Source organism: Clostridium tagluense (assembly GCF_003865095.1).
In the GTDB taxonomy this organism is placed as follows: domain Bacteria; phylum Bacillota; class Clostridia; order Clostridiales; family Clostridiaceae; genus Clostridium_AD; species Clostridium_AD tagluense.
Window position 1 is genome coordinate 1 of sequence record NZ_BHYK01000004.1, and the last position, 19542, is coordinate 19542.

Annotated in this window: 13 protein-coding genes, 3 tRNA genes, 1 rRNA gene, 1 pseudogene and 1 other annotated feature; all 18 genes and pseudogenes read right to left on the minus strand. The window is 31.7% G+C overall.

Annotation, left to right across the window (positions count from 1 at the left end; translation table 11 throughout):
- Positions 1-349 (minus strand): 16S ribosomal RNA (locus Ctaglu_RS04105); the annotation flags it as partial.
- A 573-nt stretch (positions 350-922) separates the two neighbouring features.
- A complete protein-coding gene (gene murD, locus Ctaglu_RS04110; protein WP_124998363.1) occupies positions 923-2299 on the minus strand; it encodes a UDP-N-acetylmuramoyl-L-alanine--D-glutamate ligase in 1377 nt (458 codons plus the stop codon).
- A 230-nt stretch (positions 2300-2529) separates the two neighbouring features.
- The gene (locus tag Ctaglu_RS04115) at positions 2530-3930 is read right to left on the minus strand and encodes a glycine--tRNA ligase (RefSeq protein WP_124998365.1); all 1401 of its coding nucleotides are present in this window, start codon (positions 3928-3930) and stop codon (positions 2530-2532) included.
- Between the two features lie 83 nt (positions 3931-4013).
- Positions 4014-4179 (minus strand) — a binding site (T-box leader).
- A 135-nt stretch (positions 4180-4314) separates the two neighbouring features.
- Positions 4315-4389: transfer RNA gene (locus tag Ctaglu_RS04120), tRNA-Asn, on the minus strand.
- Between the two features lie 160 nt (positions 4390-4549).
- Complete coding sequence (lysS, locus tag Ctaglu_RS04125; protein WP_124998367.1) at positions 4550-6079, minus strand: lysine--tRNA ligase; 1530 nt, start codon at positions 6077-6079, stop codon at positions 4550-4552.
- Positions 6080-6232: 153 nt separating this feature from the next.
- Positions 6233-6715 carry a transcription elongation factor GreA gene (gene greA, locus Ctaglu_RS04130; protein WP_124998369.1) on the minus strand — a complete coding sequence of 161 codons (483 nt, stop codon included), beginning with the start codon at positions 6713-6715 and terminating at the stop codon, positions 6233-6235.
- Between the two features lie 259 nt (positions 6716-6974).
- Positions 6975-7793, minus strand: a complete 819-nt coding sequence (locus Ctaglu_RS04135) for a Rossmann-fold NAD(P)-binding domain-containing protein (protein WP_124998371.1) — start codon at positions 7791-7793, stop codon at positions 6975-6977.
- Between the two features lie 76 nt (positions 7794-7869).
- Positions 7870-8847 carry a tRNA dihydrouridine synthase DusB gene (dusB, locus tag Ctaglu_RS04140; protein ID WP_124998374.1) on the minus strand — a complete coding sequence of 326 codons (978 nt, stop codon included), beginning with the start codon at positions 8845-8847 and terminating at the stop codon, positions 7870-7872.
- Between the two features lie 8 nt (positions 8848-8855).
- Entirely contained in the window at positions 8856-9635 is a 780-nt protein-coding gene (locus tag Ctaglu_RS04145) for a type III pantothenate kinase (protein ID WP_124998376.1), read from the minus strand.
- 369 nt (positions 9636-10004) lie between these two features.
- Positions 10005-10292: pseudogene (locus Ctaglu_RS04150) on the minus strand (sodium ion-translocating decarboxylase subunit beta); the annotation flags it as partial.
- Positions 10282-10443 carry a hypothetical protein gene (locus tag Ctaglu_RS25005; RefSeq protein WP_185732587.1) on the minus strand — a complete coding sequence of 54 codons (162 nt, stop codon included), beginning with the start codon at positions 10441-10443 and terminating at the stop codon, positions 10282-10284. The pseudogene Ctaglu_RS04150 and the gene Ctaglu_RS25005, both read right to left, overlap by 11 nt.
- A gap of 152 nt (positions 10444-10595) precedes the next feature.
- Positions 10596-12266: a formate--tetrahydrofolate ligase gene (locus Ctaglu_RS04155; RefSeq protein WP_124998380.1), complete on the minus strand. Its 1671-nt coding sequence runs from the start codon at positions 12264-12266 to the stop codon at positions 10596-10598.
- 233 nt (positions 12267-12499) lie between these two features.
- Positions 12500-14335 carry an ATP-dependent zinc metalloprotease FtsH gene (gene ftsH / locus Ctaglu_RS04160; protein ID WP_124998382.1) on the minus strand — a complete coding sequence of 612 codons (1836 nt, stop codon included), beginning with the start codon at positions 14333-14335 and terminating at the stop codon, positions 12500-12502.
- Between the two features lie 111 nt (positions 14336-14446).
- Positions 14447-14983, minus strand: coding sequence for a hypoxanthine phosphoribosyltransferase (gene hpt, locus Ctaglu_RS04165; RefSeq protein ID WP_124998384.1), 537 nt, complete (start codon positions 14981-14983; stop codon positions 14447-14449).
- A 2-nt stretch (positions 14984-14985) separates the two neighbouring features.
- A complete protein-coding gene (tilS, locus tag Ctaglu_RS04170) occupies positions 14986-16356 on the minus strand; it encodes a tRNA lysidine(34) synthetase TilS (RefSeq protein WP_233439684.1) in 1371 nt (456 codons plus the stop codon).
- Between the two features lie 249 nt (positions 16357-16605).
- Positions 16606-18996 carry a stage II sporulation protein E gene (gene spoIIE, locus Ctaglu_RS04175; RefSeq protein ID WP_124998389.1) on the minus strand — a complete coding sequence of 797 codons (2391 nt, stop codon included), beginning with the start codon at positions 18994-18996 and terminating at the stop codon, positions 16606-16608.
- Positions 18997-19325: 329 nt separating this feature from the next.
- Positions 19326-19402 (minus strand) — tRNA-Met (locus Ctaglu_RS04180).
- Positions 19403-19406: 4 nt separating this feature from the next.
- Positions 19407-19482 (minus strand) — tRNA-Met (locus Ctaglu_RS04185).
- Positions 19483-19542: the final 60 nt, after the last annotated feature.

The following is a 19542-nucleotide window of genomic DNA, read 5'->3' on the forward strand; positions in this document are numbered from 1 at the left end:
GAGTCTGGACCGTGTCTCAGTTCCAATGTGGCCGATCACCCTCTCAGGTCGGCTACGCATCGTTGCCTTGGTGGGCCGTTACCTCACCAACTAGCTAATGCGCCGCGGGTCCATCTCAAAGTGGAATTCTCTAAAAGAAAAATCCTTTGATGTTTCAATCATGCGACCAAAACATATTATGCGGTATTAATCTCCCTTTCGGGAGGCTATTCCCCTCTTTGAGGCAGGTTACCCACGTGTTACTCACCCGTCCGCCGCTAATCCACCCCGAAGGGTTTCATCGCTCGACTTGCATGTGTTAGGCACGCCGCCAGCGTTCGTCCTGAGCCAGGATCAAACTCTCAATTTAAAAGTTTACACTTTTTATTTGAAATGAATAATCTGCGCCAACTGTTAAGCTGGTTAGCAAGCTCATTACATACTTTTTAGTCTTACGACTAAAATTACTTTTTTATCTAAAGTAATTAACTGGTCTAACGAAATATTATTTCGCTATTTTACCTATTTCTCTGTTTAATTTTCAAAGACCAACTGTTGTTGTCATCATGTGACGACTTTTACTATTATAATTCTTTTTTCTTTCATTGTCAACTGTTTTAAAAAACTTTGATAATGAATTTTTAATTCATCACTGTGAACTTAAATCTAACTTGAAACCGTATGTTCCAGCGACAATTAATATAATATCATATGTTTAAGGCGCACATTGTTTAAAATTATTGATTATAAGAATTTATATTCATATTTATAGTTATTTCTCCAGTATATGACCTTTTACTTATAATGATACGCTAGGAGCATTTGTTGTGCATTTAACCACATTTCAAAAGGAAAGCCTCCCATTTCTATAAATGAGAGGCTAACAATTGAGAATTATCATCTCCCCAATCTCTTATTAAATCATTGCCTATATACTTCCATACTATAACAACATTATTATTTCCTTATATTTATTTCCTCTTACTTCAAAATTTTCAAACATATCGAAACTTGCACAGGCTGGTGACAAAGTTACTATATCATTAGGCCTTGCAATTTCTTTAGCTTTATAAATTGCCTCGTTAAAATCTTCTGCTAATATAATTTCTAAAGAAATTTTCTTTTCTTTTATTATGCAGTCGAAAACTTCCTTTATTTTATATTTAGTATCGCCTACCAATATTAGTGTTTTAATATTTGAGTAGCCTTGTTCCGCTAAAGGTTCAAATGGGATTTGTTTATCATATCCTCCTGCAATTAGTATAACCGGTTTTTCAAATGCTTTAATACTTGCTATAGTCCTTGTTGGACTAGATGCTATCGAATCATTATAATACTTAACTCCATCTACTTCCCTAACAAATTCACCCCTATGAGGCACCCCCATAAATGTAGTAGCTACTTCTCTCATGCTCTCAACTGACACTTCATCTTCCGTTGCGCAAAATGCAGTTAACATATTCGCCACATTGTGTATCCCTTTTATCTTTATTTCTGCGCGGCTACATACTTCCTTATTCATAATAAACAATTTATCATTTTCAAAATATGCACCATCTTTTAACTTCTCTTTTAAACTAAAACACTTAACTTTTCCCTTAGCTTCTTTCCTAAGTTCATAAGTCAATGTGTTATCCTTGTTAAGTATAAGGATACCCGCCTTATTTTGATACTTAAATATATTCCTCTTTGCATCTATATATTCTTCCATATCCTTATGGATATCCAAATGATTTGGACTTAAATTTGTTACTACTGCTACATCTGTAGAAACAGTCATGGTCATAAGCTGAAAACTTGATAATTCCAATACTACTTTATCATCTTTGCTTATTTGTTGAATATTTGCAAAAAGTGGAGTTCCTATATTTCCTCCAACCCAAGTTTTATATCCTTCTTCTTTTAATATATTATATATTATTGTAGTTGTAGTTGTTTTTCCATCGCTACCAGTAACACCAAAAATTTTCGCAGGACAATATTTTATGAACTCTTCCATTTCCGACGTTATATAAGTTCCTTCCTGTTTTGCTTTTAAAAGAGCAGGATTATCTATTCTTATAGATGGTGTTTTAAAAATAACATCAAACCCTGTTAAGTCATCTAAGTAATGCTCCCCTAAGACTAGTTTTACACCTTTTTTTTCAAAGTCTGTTGCAACTGTCCCAAGTAAACTATAAGTTTTTTTATCGAAAGCTGTAACAACAGCCTGCAACTCCACGAGGAATCCTATTAAAGGAATGTTACTAACTCCTATACCTACAACTCCAACTTTTTTTCCTTTTATAAACTCTTTAAATTCACTGAAATTCTTCTTCATATAACCCTCCATGCAATCTTCGTATATTTAATATTTTATTATTGGTTTCAAAATTTGTTTCTCTTAATTATAACACTTTAACGATTACAGTAGAATGCACTTTTTTCATAATATAAATATTTTTAGTTAAGTTTATTCTATAAAAAAAATAGCCTATAGTATAAATATAGCTTCTTAAAGCTTATTTTATACCACAGACTATCCTCTTAGTTCAAACTAACAATTACAATTTAAAATTGTAATTTTTCTTCTATAAACTTTTCTAAATCATTTATATTTAATCTTATTTGATCCATTGTATCTCTATCTCTAACTGTTACGGTATTGTCTTCTAAAGTATCAAAGTCCACAGTTATACAATATGGAGTTCCTATTTCATCTTCTCTTCTGTATCTCTTTCCTATGCTTCCAGCTTCATCATAGTCTACATTGAAGTTTTTGCTTAGCATAGCAAAAACTTCATTAGCTTTCTCTGATAATTTTTTACTTAGTGGTAAAATAGCTGCCTTAAATGGTGCAAGTGCTGGATGTAAATGAAGCACGGTTCTCACATCTCCATCTTTGCCGCCTTTAACTTCTTCTTCATCATATGCATTAACTAAGAATGCAAGTGCAACCCTATCTGCACCTAGAGAAGGTTCTATACAATAAGGTACATATTTTTCATTAGTTATAGGATCTAGATAGCTCAAATCATTCCCTGAATGTTCCATATGTTTTTTTAAGTCATAATCAGTTCTATCAGCAATTCCCCATAGCTCTCCCCATCCAAAAGGAAACAAGAATTCTATATCACAAGTAGCATTACTATAGAATGATAATTCTTCGGCGCCATGATCTCTAAATCTCAAATTTTCCTTATCCATTCCCAAATTATATAAGAAATTAGCACAAAACTCTTTCCAATATGCAAACCATTCTAAATCCGTACCTGGCTTACAGAAAAATTCTAATTCCATTTGTTCAAATTCTCTTGTTCTAAAAATAAAATTTCCTGGTGTTATTTCATTTCTAAAAGCCTTTCCTACTTGACCTATACCAAAGGGAACTTTTTTTCTTGACGCTCTTTGGACATTTTTAAAGTTTACAAAGATACCCTGAGCAGTTTCTGGTCTTAAATATATTTCTGATTTTCCTTCTTCAGTTATCCCCATAGAAGTCTTAAACATTAAATTAAATTTTCTAATATCAGTAAAATTTTTCTTTCCACATTTTGGACATACTATTCCCTGTTTTTCCATATATTCTTTTAATTCTTCATTTGTCCATCCATCCGCACTAGCTACTTCTGCGCCTTGCTCTGTCATATGGTCTTCTACTAACTTATCTGCTCTAAATCTAGCTTTACATTCTTTGCAATCCATTAATGGATCTGAAAATCCTCCAACGTGGCCCGTTGCAACCCATACTTCCGGATTCATAAGTATAGCGCAGTCTACACCCACATTATATGGACTTTCTTGAACAAATTTTTTCCACCAAGCTTTTTTGACATTGTTTTTAAATTCGACTCCCAGTGGACCATAATCCCATGAGTTAGCGAGCCCTCCGTATATATCAGATCCAGGAAATACAAATCCTCTGTTTTTACATAAACCAACGACCTTATCCATGCTTTTTTCAAATGCCATGTTAATGCCTCCTAATTTTTTAATAGTATTATGATACCTTAAATAATCTTCTAGTATTTTAAGTATAAAAAAAAGACTATACCTTAAGGGACGAAAATCAATTCCGCGGTTCCACCCTTATTGGCACAAGCCCTACTCTAAGTTCTATACACTCAAAAGTTCCTTTCATAATAACACTTTGATTGTTTACACTAGCCACAATCTCTCTTAAAAAGTACTACTACTACTCTTCTTTATCACAGTGAAATATTTCATTATATTAATATTATACTAAACTTCATGTTATTGTCAATAACAGCATACAATAATCCAATAAATTTATATTATTGTAAAAGAATTTACAATTTTATTATTAAGTTCAAAAAATAAAAAAATAAAAAAAAATGGCTCCGCGAAAAGGATTTGAACCTTCAACCTATCGGTTAACAGCCGAGTGCTCCACCGTTGAGCTATCGCGGAATAATATTTTTTTAACAACAATATTATTATAACATAAATAATTAAAAAATCAATAGTTTTGATGTATTTTATTATAATTTAATTTAATTTAGTATATACGAAAAAATTTAAAGGATATTTTAGATTAACTAAAATATCCTTTTTATATAATTTGTTTAAACTACTGCATTGGTTTCATTGTTGGGAATAGGATGACATCTCTTATTGAAGCAGAGTCAGTTAAGAACATTACCATTCTATCAATGCCTATGCCTAGCCCTCCTGTTGGAGGCATTCCTGTTTCTAATGCACTCATAAATTCTTCATCTATTAAATAAGCTTCATCATCGCCTAGTTCTCTTTCATTTGCTTGTTGCATAAATCTCTCTCTTTGAACTACTGGATCATTTAATTCTGAGTATGCATTGCATACTTCACGTCCAAATACAAAACCTTCAAATCTCTCTGTATACTCTGAATTTCCTCTCTTCTTCTTAGTAAGAGGTGATATTTCTACAGGGTAATCACATAAGAATGTTGGCTCCATTAAATGTTCTTCTGCATATTCTTCAAATAGCGCATTTAGTATATCTGCTTTTGTACAATCGTCTATCTCTTTTTTAAATTCTAAATGCTTTTCTTTAGCTATTTTTCTAGCTTCTTCATTAGTATTAATTAGCGCAAAATCTACACCTGAATACTCTTTTACTGCATCTACCATAGTAATTCTTCTCCATGGTGGAGTAAAGTCTATTTCAGTTCCTTGATAATTAACCTTTGTAGTTCCATGAATTTTTTCACAAACATAAGCTATCATATTTTCCGTAATTTCCATCATATCATTATAATCAGCATAAGCTTCATATAGTTCTATCATTGTAAACTCGGGGTTATGTCTTACATCCATTCCTTCATTTCTGAAGTTTTTACCCATATCATATACCTTTTCAAAACCAGCAACAATAAGTCTTTTTAAATATAATTCTGTTGCTATTCTAAGATACATATCAATGTCTAGGGTATTATGATGAGTCATAAATGGTCTCGCTGCTGCGCCTCCTGCTATTGGAGCTAAAATCGGAGTTTCAACTTCTAAAAATCCTTTATTGTCTAAGAATTCTCTAATATACCTGATTATTGCTATTCTCTTCATAAAGGTCTCTTTTACTTCTGGATTCATTATTATGTCTACTTCTCTTTGTCTATACCTTAAATCAGGATCTTTTAAACCATGCCATTTTTCTGGAAGTGGTTTTAGAGACTTAGCTATAAGCTGAAAATCCACTATATGTAATGATATTTCACCAGTTTTTGTAACAAACGGAGTACCAGTTATGCTTAGAAAATCGCCTATATCAAAAGTTTTATATTCTTTTAATTTTTCTTCCCCTACATCATCTATTTTTATGTAAAGTTGAATCTTACCATATCTATCATGAACATCAGAAAAGCCAGCCTTACCATGAACTCTTTTAGACATAAGTCTACCTGCTACAATAACCTGTGTACCTACTAACTTCTCGTAATTGTCTTTAACTTCTTGTGATGTATGAGTTCTTTCAACTTTGTATACATCAAATGGATCTTTACCTTGCTCTTGCAAATCAGATAACTTACGTCGTCTTATAGTTACCTGTTCGTTATATTTAGCTTCAAGTTCATGTAAATCCTTTTCTTCATTCTTTACTTCGTTCTTTTCTTCGTTTGACATTGATATCCCTCCTGATTTCTTCTAGCACAGAAAAAAGACATTAATATTTTAGTCTGCACTATTTCTTATGTATATATATTTCTTTAGGGTACCTATCAACAATAAATTGTTAGGTACCCTTATATAGTATAAAAAATTAAATATTAAAAAAAACTAACCTCGTTTAACTTCTAATACTTCGTATTTTCCGATACCATCAGGAACTGTCACTTCTATAATCGCTCCTGCTTTCTTTCCCACTAATGCACTTCCAACTGGTGATTCATTTGATATCTTATTTTCCATTGGGTCTGCTTCTGCTGAACCCACAATATAAAATTCAACTTCCTCATTAAACACATAATCCTTAACTTTAACTATAGACCCTATGCTTACTACACCTTTTTCAATTTCATTTTCATCTATAACACTTGCATTTCTAAGCATATTTTCTAATTGTATTATTCTACCCTCTACAAATGCTTGGTCGTTTTTAGCTTCCTCATACTCTGCGTTCTCACTCAAATCCCCATAGCCCAAAGCTACTTTTATCTTTTCTGTTATTTCTTTTCTCTTTACGGTTTTAAGAAATTCTAATTCATCTTCTAATTTTCTTATCCCCTCATAAGTCATTACATATTTTTTTGGTTGGCTCATTTCTTTCTCCCCTTTAAAATTTTTATTGAATAATCTAATAGCTATCCATAAAACCGCAATAATGTTTTTCTTAAACACTAGCATATTCGTATAATTTATAAGATATTCTTAACCTACAATTTTTCTGTACAATATTATGTATTCAAATTAATGAATTATTGGGGCTAAAATTCATTATTAGAATAACAATCCACATAACCATATTAGCACATTATAAATCAGCCCATTAATATTGTCAATATGTTAGGCGGAAAACACACTAACATATTACATTATTGTTGAATTTTATTTCTTTTAAATATATACCATTATACTTAAGAGCTTTTTCAATATCATCCTCTTGCATTTGGCATAATATCGCTCCTATGAGTTCCATTGAAAACCCAACTTCAAAAGTGTTCCAGGGTACATTATAGCTTACATCATTTACAGAAATATTATTCTTTGCCTGGCTGATACTATTATCTAGAAGCCATACTAATTTACCCGGACTAAATTCATAATCCGCGGACGAAACAATAAAATCTGCTATTTTAATAGCATAGCTCTCATCATTTGTTACAATAGGTGATACTCCAAAATTAGCAATAATATAATCTGCTAATTTTCTGGCTTTCACCAAATCCCATGACAAAAATACAATATATTTGCTTTTCTTTGCCAGTTCCACAATAATATTATAGTTTATCATGTCGCTAGCATCGCATACCACAATACAACAATTTTTAAGACTTTTATTTCTCACCCTGAGCATAAGTTGCATACTTTTTATAACAGTAAACGCAAAAAATCTTTTTTGAAATAGATTAAAGTAATTGTAATCAAAGGGTCTTAGTGTTTTTAATGATAATTGTACTCCTTCGCATTTACATATCTTTTTCGCATAGTTTAAGTTATTTAAGTATGCACTTTTATTAAAATTAGGTGGAAGCCTTACACTTGTCAATTTAATATCTAGTTCTTTAATGTACTCATTACCTATTAACTTTATCTTTCGTTTATCTTTAATTTTACTTAAAAATCCAAATTCATTATAGGAATTATCAATATCTGAAGTTACACATAAAATTGGCTTCATAAATATGCACCTTGTAAATTAATGTACTATTATCTTATTCAGTATAATTATATAAATTCATATATTAATTTAAAAATTATGAAGTTACCATTTTTAAATACTTTTTATAATCTAAAAGAAGTTGCAATACATCTTCGTATTTAGTTTTAGTGTTAATTTTTTCCTTTATTTCAGTACAATTATTAAGACCTTTAACATACCAGGCTGTATGTTTTCTCATTTCCCTAACTGCTTTAATCTCTTCATAATATTTTGTCGCTAAATCTAAATGCCTTATGCACATATCTATTTTTTCCACCGCAGTAGGAAATATTACCTCTTGACCATTTATCGCCTGCATAATCTCTCTAAAAATCCATGGATTACCTCTTGCTCCTCTTGCAACCATTATAGCATCGCAACTTGTGACTTCCTTTATTCTTATAGCATCCTCTACAGAAAAGACATCACCATTGCCTATTACAGGAACTCTAACACTTGCTTTTACAGCCCTTATAATGTCCCAATCAGCCTTACCTTCATACATTTGCTCCCGAGTCCTACCATGTACTGCAACAGCATCTATTCCAGCATCCTCCATGTATTTAGCAAATTCTACAGCATTAACACTATTTGAATCAAATCCTTTTCTGAACTTTACTGTAACAGGCTTTGTAGAAACTTTTTTCATTTCCACTATTATTTCAGCTGCCAGTTTTGGATTTTGCATCAAAGCCGATCCCTCACCATTTTTTACTATCTTAGGCACAGGACAACCCATATTTACATCAACCATACATATATCAGGTCTTGCATTGAATATCTCACAGGCACTAGCCATAATCTTAGGATCATTACCAAATATCTGAATAGCTACCGGTTTCTCCTTTGGTGAAATCTGCATAAGAGCCTCTGTATTGCTACTACCATAATAGAGCCCTTTAGCGCTTACCATTTCAGTATATAGAAGACCACAACCTAATTCTTTGCATAATCCTCTAAAGGCAATATCCGTAATCCCTGCCATAGGAGCTAAAAAAACATCATTTTCGAAGTGGATATTTGATATTTTCATTAAATCACCTATTCCCTATTTTTTTCATAAATCATTCTAAGGCCTTCTAATGTTAAATAAGGATGAAACTCATCAATAGTAGAACAATCTCTGCTTATTAATTTTGAGAGTCCTCCTGTTGACACTACAAAAGGCTCCTCTTCTCCCATATCAATCATTTCGCTTTTCATTTTATTAACGATATAATCTATTTGTCCAATATATCCATATATTATACCAGCCTGCATGCTTGAAACAGTATTTTTACATATAACTGTTTCTGGTTTTATAAGTTCCACCCGAGGGAGCCTTGCCGCTCTCTCAAAAAGTGCTTCAGAAGCTATTTTAATACCAGGGCATATAGTTCCCCCTAAATAATTAGCATCTTTACTTATAGCGCAAAAAGTTGTGGCTGTTCCAAAATCTATTAAAATTAATGCTCTTTTATAAATTTCATGGGCTGAAACAGCGTTAACAATTCTATCTGCACCTACTTCTTTGGGATTATCATATTTTACATTTATTCCGGTCTTAACTCCTGGCCCTACTACCATAGGTGTCAGTTTGAAATATTTTCTTATCATATGTTCTAATGAATACATAATATTAGGAACAACTGAGGAAATTATTACTCCTTTAATTTGCTCTATTTTTATGTTTCGTTGGTAAAACAATTGCATTACTTGAATTCCATATTCATCAGCAGTTTTTTTTGAATCAGTAGATAGTCTCCACTCTACAAGTAACTCTTTTTCCTTAAAAATCCCTAAAACAGTATTAGTATTTCCAACATCTAAAACTAAAATCACTTTATACACCGCCTATATAATATAAAGCAGCGTGTACGCTGCTTTGTATTTTTTCCATTGCTAAAAACAGAAGAATAGTACATAAAATAATATAAAATATTAGTTTTAACTATTCCTAATTTAACAATTTAATTTTAACAACTTGAACATATTTGTCAAGTTAATTTTTTATAAGAAGTTTTTTATGATAATAAGTTTTGTGTAAAATAGATTTTATTTATGTTAGTTCGTTAATATTTTATATTGAATTTCCTGTAATATCTCTTTCTGATTATTTAATAGGGTGTATATATTTTAGAAAATAATTAAAACTCTCTATCTGTTATTAGATAAAGAGTTTTATTTTTTACAAATTCACAAACCTACCTATTATTTCCCAAAAATAGTTAAGAGAACACCTGCTGCAACAGCAGTTCCGATTACGCCTGCTACATTAGGACCCATAGCATGCATAAGCAAAAAATTACTTGGATCTGCCTTTTGTCCCTCTACTTGAGAAACCCTAGCTGCCATAGGCACTGCTGAAACTCCTGCTGAGCCTATTAATGGGTTAACCTTACCCTTTGTAACCTTGCACATAATCTTTCCTATTATAACTCCTGCTGCAGTACTTATAGCAAAAGCAATGGAACCTATAACAATTATTTTAAAAGTATTCTATTTCAATAAATGAGCCTTGTTCTAAAATAGATTGTAATCTTTCTCTTGCAGTCATTTTGTGTAAGTTATGTTGCATTTTTATTTTAGAATCTCCGCCACCTTTATGAGATTTTTTTACAACTTCAATTAGATTATCTAACTTGTCCATATCCATACACCCTTATTTATAAATCATGAAACTCTTGCCCGATAATGATAATATCATAGGTCATGAATTTTGTATATTTATTTTTGCAAGTTATAAATCATTTTTCATCTATATTGAATCATCACTTGCATAGCTACTCACCTAAAATGCGCTTAGAATAAACCTGATATAGTGCCATCTTCAGAAATATCCATTTTATCCGCCGCTGGCACCTTAGGAAGACCAGGCATTGTCATTATACTTCCCGTTAAAGCTACAATAAATCCAGCTCCATTAGAAATCTTAACTTCTTTTACATTTATAGTAAAATTTCTTGGTCTTCCTAGTAAGCTTGGATTATCTGATAGTGAATTTTGAGTTTTAGCAACACATATAGGAATTTTATCTAATTCAAGTTTTTCTATTTCAGCAATTTGCTTATTTGCAGAAGAACTATATTCCACCCCATCTGCCCCATATATTTCTGTGGCAATAATGTTTATTTTTTCTTTTATAGTTAGCTTTTCCTCATATAAAACCTTAAAGTTACTTTTTTCATTTTGCAGAGTATCTAATACTTTACTCACTAACTCCTGGCCACCATCTGCACCTTTTTCCCATACCTCCGTTAACGCTACTTTAACACCCACATTAGCACAAAATTCACTTATATAATTAATTTCTTCTTGTGTATCAGTCATAAATTTATTTATTGCTACTACTACAGGAACTCCAAATTTTTTAATGTTTTCTATTTGTTTTTCTAGATTTGTAATTCCTTTTGAGAGAGCTTCTACACTAGGCTCGTTTAGTTTATCTTTTTTTACTCCACCATGATGTTTAAGTGCTCTTATTGTAGCCACAAGAACCACACAATCTGGCTTTAAATTACCATATCTGCATTTTATATCAAAGAATTTTTCAGCACCTAAATCTGCTCCAAATCCCGCTTCTGTTACAACATAATCACCGAGTTTTAAAGCCATTTTAGTAGCGAGTAAGCTATTGCAACCATGAGCTATGTTTGCAAAAGGTCCACCATGAATTATGGCAGGTGTGTTATCAAGAGTCTGAACTAAATTTGGTTTTATAGCATCCTTCATAAGTAGTGCCATTGCACCATTTACTTTTAAGTCTTTGCAATAAATTGGATTACTTCGCATATCATAGGCTATTAAAATTTTACCCATTCTTTCTTTTAGGTCCATAAGGTTTTCAGATAAACATAAAATGGCCATTATTTCTGAAGCAACAGTTATCATAAAGCCATCTTCCCGTACAAACCCATTAGGCTTACCACCAAGTCCAACAACAATATTTCGAAGGGCTCTATCATTCATATCCATAACTCTTTTAAATGTTATTCTTCTACTATCAATTCCCAGCTCATTACCTTGGTGAATATGGTTATCTATAGCCGCTGAGAGTAAATTGTTAGCTGCAGTTATTGCATGCATATCTCCCGTAAAGTGTAAATTTATATCCTCCATTGGCACTACTTGAGCATACCCGCCACCAGCAGCTCCGCCTTTAACTCCAAATACTGGGCCTAGAGAAGGTTCCCTTAAAGCTATCACTGCATTTTTACCTTGTTTACATAATGCTTGTGCAAGACCTATTGTAACAGTAGATTTCCCTTCTCCTGCAGGGGTAGGATTGATTGCTGTAACCAATATTAGCTTACCATCTTTTTTATTTTCATTTCTTTTTAATACATCTAAAGAAATCTTTGATTTATATTTTCCATATAAATCAATATCATCTTCAGTTAATCCCATTTTTTCTGCCACCCTAAGTATTGGTAGCATCTTAGCACTTTGAGCAATTTCTATATCACTTTTCATATACTTCACCCCTTATATATAAATTAAATCATCTCCTGCGGAGCTGTAATTAACGACTTCCCTTCTAAAATGTCGTTAAATCATCCCTGCATAGGAATTATTTTGTCTTAGTTTTTTGTGTTTTCTTTACATTATATCAGATGTTGAAGTGAAAATGCAGTAAAGATTTCAGAAAATTTCAGCAAATGCTAAAAAAGACATACAGTAAATTTACTGTATGTCTTTTAATCTAGCTAAATCTTTGATAAATCAATGCTATCTGTATCTGGTCTAGCAATTATTTCCTCAAATTCTGCCCCTTCGAGTTTTTCTTTTACAAGAAGTTCTTGAGCTACTGCATGAAGTTTATTTATATTTTCAGTAAGTATTGTGGAAGCCTTTGCATATGCTTCATCAATAAGAGCCTTAACTTCTGAATCTATTTTGTTAGCTATCTCTTCGCTAAAGTTTCTGCTTTTGCCTAAATCACGTCCAAGGAATACTTCATTATGATCATTACCAAAGGATATTGGTCCAAGAACATCGCTCATACCATATTCCATAACCATTTTCCTTGCAATAGCTGATGCTCTATCAATATCATTCTTAGCACCTGTGCTAATATCTTCAAGTATTAATTTTTCTGCAACTCTACCACCTAGAAGTCCAACCATTTCATCTTTAAGTTTTAATTTTGAAGTATAAGCAGTATCTTCTTCTGGTAAATGCATTGTATATCCACCTGCCATACCTCTTGGTATAATACTTATTTGATGAATCGGATCTGAAAGTGGAGAATATTTCATTACCACAGCATGCCCTGCTTCATGATAAGCAGTTAATTTCCTATCTTTTTCGCTTATAACCTTACTTTTCTTTTCAGGTCCTGCAATAACCCTAGTTACAGCTTCATCTAATTCTTTCATCTCTATAACTGTTTTTTTATTTCTTACTGTAAGCAGTGCAGCTTCGTTCATTAAATTCTCTAGGTCTGCGCCAGTGAAGCCTGGTGTTCTTTTTGCTAACACTTGAAGACTTACTTCTTCTGCTAAATGTTTACCTTTAGAATGTACCCTAAGGATTTCTTCTCTTCCTTTAACATCAGGTGCACCCACTAATATATGTCTATCAAATCTACCTGGTCTTAAAAGAGCAGGATCCAATATGTCTGGTCTATTAGTAGCGGCTATCATGATTATACCCTCATTTACACCAAACCCATCCATTTCAACTAATAGCTGATTTAGAGTTTGTTCTCTTTCATCATGACCTCCACCAAGGCCCGCTCCTCTTTGTCTACCTACTGCATCAATTTCATCAATAAATATTATACAAGGAGCGCTTTTTTTCGCTTGTTCAAATAAATCTCTTACTCTTGAAGCTCCAACACCTACAAACATCTCTACAAATTCAGAACCTGATATACTATAAAAAGGCACTCCCGCTTCTCCTGATACAGCTCTAGCGAGTAAAGTCTTACCTGTACCTGGTGGTCCTACAAGAAGAATACCTTTAGGAATCCTTGCTCCTGCTTCTAGATATCTTTTAGGTTGTTTTAAGAAATCCACAACTTCTGCCAGTTCTTCCTTTTCCTCATCTTCTCCTGCTACATCATCAAATGTAACTTTCTTCTTATCCGGCGATGCTATTTTGGCTCTACTTTTTCCAAAATTCATTACGCCTCTATTACCGCCACCGCCGCCACCTTGTGATTGCTGCATATACATAAACCAAAATGCTACTAACATTAAAATTATGAGTAATGTCGGTACTATTTGTAACCACATTGGCATTGTCGCTGGCTTTATGTACATTTCTTTGACATCTTTATTTGGGTTTTTATCCATAACTTGCATTAATCTCTGTAATGGAACTATGGTTTCGTATTTTGTTCCGTCTTTTAGTTCTCCCACCACAGTTTTATCTTCTCTTACTTGAACATTTTTAATTTCTTTTTTATCCCAGTGTTGTTGAAATTCATCAACACTAAGTGATGTAACACTTTTACCGTTTTCATTTAAAGCTAATGCTGCAAAAATTACAAGTACAAGTACCACGAGCCAAATTGATGCACTCGAAATTTTTTTCATTAAAAACCCCCCTCTCTATTTAGCTACTTTAAAATTTTATCACATTAAAAATCCCTTGACAATAAAATATATATTAATTATTAATTAATAAAAAATATATTTTGTACACATCTACTTATAAATTTCCTCTTTAAGTATTCCTATGTATGGTAAATTTCTATACTTCTCTGCAAAGTCTAATCCGTATCCCACAAGAAAATAATCTGGCACATCATAACCTAAATATTTAACATCAATATCTACCGCTCTTCTATCTGGTTTATTAAGTAAACATATAATTTCTAAACTACTTGGTTTTCTTGCAGATAGTAACTTCATTAGATATTTAAGTGTGACTCCAGAATCTATAATATCTTCTACTATTAAAACATCCTTTCCTTCAATTTCAAAGTCTAGATCTTTTAAAATCTTTACAACACCTGACGTTTTACTGGAATTACCATAACTTGAAACTGCCATGAAATCCATTTTACATGGGATTGTAATTTGTTTTACTAAATCTGACATGAATATAACGGATCCCTTTAAAATACCAATAAGTATAAGATCTCTTCCCGAATAATCTTTACTTATCTTTGCACCCATTTGTCTGACTTTATCTCTTAATTGATCCTCATTGTACAATACCTCTTTAATATCATTATTCATTATTATTCCTCGCTTCCAATTCTAATCTGCAATATATTTTTAGTATTTTTTGATACCTTGAATTTTTCACTAATTCTATATCCAACTACCCAAGCTATGTCAGGTCCAAAGCATATTAAAGGGATTTCATTTCTCTTATCTTTGTGGATTTTTAAATCCATAAATAAATCCTTTAATTTCTTATTACCCTTCATACCAAGTGGTACGAATTTATCCCCCTGTTTCCTATATCTTAATGTTATTGGCTCCACAATCTTATCATAGTCGAAATACATAATATAATCATTCTCTTTACCCTCTATAAATTGTAATTTAGATATAACATCAATTTCTATTACCCTATTTAAAGATTGAATGAAATTTTTCTCATTAACTTTTAGACAATACTCTTTATTATTAACTTCAGTAACTTTTTTATGTATATGTATATGTACATCCCCATAACAGTTTTCAACTATTATATCCTGAGGTAACATTATGCTTTTACCTGTGTCATGCTTTTGAAGTTCTATTATGTTCCATATATGGATTTTTTCAAAGTTATATAAATTATGATTCACAGCGAGAAGCGATTGTCTTATAATCCTACTTAAAATTGCTTCATGCTTTAAAAAAGCATTCTTATTTATTATAACCATTTGGTCACCTATCACACAATGTTTTTTATATTCTTTTTCAGAAATATTTTCTAAATAATCATTATCCTTTTTAAGGATATCAGATAATCGATTTATTGTATTAATTACATCCTTATTAAAATTTTCTTCAATATAAGGAATTAAATCTAGCCTAACTTTATTTCTAGCATAAATTTTTTCGGCATTTGATTTATCTATTCTTGGTTGGATATTATTATCATCGCAATATTTCTCTATCTCACTTCTACTAAGATGAAGTATAGGCCTCACATATATTTTGTCGCGAACAGGCTTGATACCCACCATACCTTCAATACCGGTTCCACGCATTATCCTCATTAAGATAGTTTCAGCTTGATCATTAGCATTGTGTGCTAGGGCAATTTTGCTTGCAGTTAATTTAATCATAAGTTCACTAAAAAATTCATATCTTACTTCTCTTCCTGCCATTTCACAAGATATACTTTTTTCTTCCGATATTCTATGTACATCCACCTTTTTGCTATAAAAATCTATATTCAAACTTTCACAAGTTTTTTTTGCATATTCTTCATCCCTGTCAGCTTCAAGGCCTCTAAGGCAATGGTTTATATGCGCACCAAAAAGTTTAATCCCCAGTTCTTCCTTAAGTTCATTTAAAATATAGAGCAAACATGTGGAGTCAGGCCCGCCAGAAACTGCCACTATAACCTTATCTCCCTTATCAAACATAGAATTTTCTTTTATAAAATTCATAACCTTATGCCACAAAACTTTCACTTCCCAAATTTAATTTTTTAAAAAAATTTATTAATTTACTATGTTTATACATCTTTAGTCTCATATTACTATATCATATTACTATATAATATAATAATATATATTTTTCGTTTTTTAAACATTTTTATGAAAATTAAAAAATGAAGAATATAAAAGAGCACATTCTTCATTTCTTTACTTTTTCACATATTGCCTCAAATTATATAAAATTTGAATTTTTCTTCGTTAATACAAACTATATATCCTTGAAACAAGCACTGTCATATCATCTTTTACTCTATTGCCACTTAATTTTTTCGCTTCACTTAACAACCCATCTGCTAATTCCTTTGGATTGTTGCAATTATTTTTCCCTAAATAATCAACTATCCAATCCACTCTGCCTACATTTTCATCATTATAATCTAATACCCCATCACTAAGCATAACTATAATGTCTCCATTTTTTAATCTCATTTGTTGTATGTCTATATCCGCCTTGTCTAAAACACCAATTGGAAGAGATTTTGATTTTATAATTTCTAACCTATCACCAGATTTTAAAAAGGTTGCAACAGCTCCCACTTTCATGAAATCAATTTCTCCAGTATATAAGTCTATACTACTTAGATCTATAGTGGAGAATTTTTCTTCCTGCGAGAATCTCAATGTCATTATTGAATTTACTGTATTAATAGCTGTGATTTTGCTAAAACCTGCAGATGTAAATTTTTCTATTAATTCAACAGCAGCTTCACTCTCTCTCCCTGCCTCAGGACCAGATCCCATACCATCACTAATAATTGACATATAACTCCCATCCATTAACTTCCCAAAGCTATAGCTATCTCCATTAAACTTTTCACCATCTTTACACTGCCTAGCCACATTAGTTACAACATGAAACTTAGGTGTTTCTTCCATAGTTACCTTACACATATTAGTCTTTGGATTTATACTGCAGCCCTCATCACTAACGCACATACACTTGCCAGTGACACCATTTACAATAGGCAATAATTCCTTAACACACATTTGTCTTCCACTACAAGCCTCAAGTGAAAATTTAATGCTCATTCTTCCCGTCTTGTCATTTAAACACATAAGCTCATTGTACTTAATACTATTTCTATCTAACGCTCTACAAATAAGCTTTTCCATAGCAGTATCTATTTGAATCTCAGAATTAAAATCTTCAACGATTTCTGAAACAGAATCCGCCATATTACTAATCTGATTTGCTAAAAGCTCTCTACCTTCGCTAAGTCTTGTTCTCCACATTTCATTTATAATATGCTTATTAACAATATCCTCTGTATTTTTAAGTAGAGCAGTTCTCTTTATACATTTTCTTTCAATTTCGTCTGGTACACTGTCACTTTTTCTTTCAAAATTTTGGATTAATTCTTCAAATGCTGCGTATGTATAATGCAACTCTCTTTTCCAACACATAGACTTCATATTACAATCACTACATACCCTATCTGCAAGATTTTCAACTAAGGCACTACTTTTGCCCTTCATTGCCAATCTTTCATTATCCACTAAATTATTTAATATATCAGACATATTAGAAAGCACATCTGAAAAATTATTTAACCTTCCTACAAATGTATCTTTAATTTTGTTTATATATCCTTGCTCAATATATTCCCTCTTTTTATCTGCGTTAAACTCTGTAGATAATTCAGCGTATACTTTTAATGGTATAAGCAAAAATATCACCGCTGCAAGCATTGCCTCGAATATTATAAACTCAGATCCTGTAATACAATATATTTTTATTATTGAAAAAGCTACTAAATAAGCTGCTGCACTTAGCCACTTTCCAGTTTCTTTAAACACACCTGTTATTAAGCCACAAATACCATACATTCCTATAAATATAATCATATTTTTAGAAGACATCCCTACAATAATACCCATAGCAACTCCAGATGCTGCACCAGCCCCACTTCCATTTATATAAGCTATTATTATAACAAAAGCCAAACCTAAAACATTTGTAATTGATATATTAAAAACACTGAGCCCCCAAGTTCCTGCTATAATTAGTGAACTTATAATTGACATACTTATTATTTCTTCGTTTGAAAATATATGCTTTGTTTTAATTTCCTTAAAGCATAAAAGACTGTAATCTAGAATAAAATATAAAGGAAAGATACATAAGCCTAGAAACATTGCGTTTAAGAAAGCCATCAATCCACTTACCCTAATGATAAAGAAATTATAAATAAACAATTCAAATACAATAATGGCAAACATGCTAGCTAAAGCTCTAGTTTTCACTCTCATCTTATTAAAAATATTACTTAAAACAGCAATGGTAACTATTAATACTAAATATAATGGTAAATTTACTATGCTCTTGTATAAAGTGATATATCCTAAAAATGTACCACTGGCTGTAATTATTGAAATTTTTTTATTATTAATAAATATTGTAGCTATCAAAAAAGCTATACCAAATGGTGCCGTATTATTAATAAGTAGCACCCTGCTTATTAATAAACTTACTGTAAAATAAACAACTGCTCTAATAATTAAATTAATATTTAATTCATTTTTCTTTTGTACTTCCTCTTTTATCTTTTTAAGTCTTTGGTATGGAAATATATCAATACCGTATTGCATTTTACAAATCACCCACCTTTGTTAATTAGAACTTCATTATAACAAAGGCTTTTGGAAATAATTGTCATAAGATGAGATGCTTATACACTTTTCATGAGACATTAATTTGTATATTTTTTACAATTGAATTTTACAATCTCCTATAATATAAAAAAACCTACCATATTTATATAGCAGGTTTTAAAATATTAAATGAAGCTTGTCACTTCATGCCATTATTTATTTGAAGAAATTATATTTAAATGTTTTTACTTGCTGATATATTAAAATTTAGCTTTATGATTTTTTAATGAAATAAAAAAATAACTCAAAAGTTTCCTTATGAGTTATGGTAGCGGAAATAGGACTTGAACCTACGACCCTTCGGGTATGAACCGAATGCTCTAGCCAGCTGAGCTATTCCGCCATGTTGGTTGCGGGAGCAGGACTTGAACCTGCGACCTTCGGGTTATGAGCCCGACGAGCTACCAACTGCTCCATCCCGCGATATTTGGTGCTGAAGACCGGAATCGAACCGGTACGGTGTTTAACCACCGCAGGATGTTA

Excerpts from the sequence above, each read along its gene's own strand:
- murD (WP_124998363.1), bottom strand. The coding sequence starts at position 2,299 with ATGAAGAAGAATTTCAGTGAATTTAAAGAGTTTATAAAAGGAAAAAAA.
- Ctaglu_RS04115 (WP_124998365.1), bottom strand. The coding sequence starts at position 3,930 with ATGGCATTTGAAAAAAGCATGGATAAGGTCGTTGGTTTATGTAAAAAC.
- lysS (WP_124998367.1), bottom strand. The coding sequence starts at position 6,079 with ATGTCAAACGAAGAAAAGAACGAAGTAAAGAATGAAGAAAAGGATTTA.
- greA (WP_124998369.1), bottom strand. The coding sequence starts at position 6,715 with ATGAGCCAACCAAAAAAATATGTAATGACTTATGAGGGGATAAGAAAA.
- Ctaglu_RS04135 (WP_124998371.1), bottom strand. The coding sequence starts at position 7,793 with ATGAAGCCAATTTTATGTGTAACTTCAGATATTGATAATTCCTATAAT.
- dusB (WP_124998374.1), bottom strand. The coding sequence starts at position 8,847 with ATGAAAATATCAAATATCCACTTCGAAAATGATGTTTTTTTAGCTCCT.
- Ctaglu_RS25005 (WP_185732587.1), bottom strand. The coding sequence starts at position 10,443 with ATGGACAAGTTAGATAATCTAATTGAAGTTGTAAAAAAATCTCATAAA.
- Ctaglu_RS04155 (WP_124998380.1), bottom strand. The coding sequence starts at position 12,266 with ATGAAAAGTGATATAGAAATTGCTCAAAGTGCTAAGATGCTACCAATA.
- ftsH (WP_124998382.1), bottom strand. The coding sequence starts at position 14,335 with ATGAAAAAAATTTCGAGTGCATCAATTTGGCTCGTGGTACTTGTACTT.
- hpt (WP_124998384.1), bottom strand. The coding sequence starts at position 14,983 with ATGAATAATGATATTAAAGAGGTATTGTACAATGAGGATCAATTAAGA.
- tilS (WP_233439684.1), bottom strand. The coding sequence starts at position 16,356 with ATGAATTTTATAAAAGAAAATTCTATGTTTGATAAGGGAGATAAGGTT.
- spoIIE (WP_124998389.1), bottom strand. The coding sequence starts at position 18,996 with ATGCAATACGGTATTGATATATTTCCATACCAAAGACTTAAAAAGATA.